This is a genomic window from Parendozoicomonas verongulae (assembly GCF_009711465.1).
GTDB classification, from domain to species: Bacteria; Pseudomonadota; Gammaproteobacteria; order Pseudomonadales; family Endozoicomonadaceae; genus Sansalvadorimonas; species Sansalvadorimonas verongulae.
Window position 1 is genome coordinate 1 of sequence record NZ_SMME01000336.1, and the last position, 572, is coordinate 572.

Consider the following 572-nt stretch of genomic DNA (forward strand, 5'->3'; position numbering starts at 1 on the left):
GTCGATCTCCCCGGAATACAAGTTTTCAGCCGTCACAGTCCTTGGGTTGACCGCCAACAGGAAGTCGCTCCCGAAACGGCAATAGGGCAACTCCCCCAGCACCTTTTCCACGATGGCCAGCGCTCCACGGTGGCGGTCGGACTCCTTGGCATCCGAACAGATCACATAGGCGGCCATGATGAGAGTGACATCCCGGAAACCCTGTCCGGTGACGTTAAGATTCGGTGACTGCTCAATGGCGATGCGCACAGCCCGTTTCTTGGTGAGCAGGCGGGCCAGCTCCTGTTGAGTGAACCGGCCCGGATGGCTCTCGACATCCTTGGCCTCCCCGGCCAGAGCGGTCTTCAGGTATTGGGTCACTGCGTCCAGTGCGTCGTTAAACATTCCGTGATCCCTTGGCGGCCACTTCCTGTACCCACCGGTCGATTGTTCGTTCAATGATTTGGATTTGCTGGTCTTCTATGCCTAAGAACGGACGCGCCGGGATAGTCACCTGCTGGGCAAACACCGGGCCGTTCTTGCCTTTGAACTTCAGGGCTTTCTTATTCACCGGTTTGATCACAGCGCCGAAC

General features: G+C 57.7%; 2 protein-coding genes. Both read right to left on the reverse strand.

What is annotated here, in order from left to right; translation table 11 throughout:
• Window positions 1–384: hypothetical protein (locus E1189_RS00625; protein ID WP_230459859.1), on the reverse strand; the 384-nt coding region annotated here is incomplete at its 3' end.
• Window positions 377–572: phage virion morphogenesis protein (locus tag E1189_RS22305; RefSeq protein ID WP_230459860.1), on the reverse strand; the 196-nt coding region annotated here is incomplete at its 5' end. The genes E1189_RS22305 and E1189_RS00625, both read right to left, overlap by 8 nt.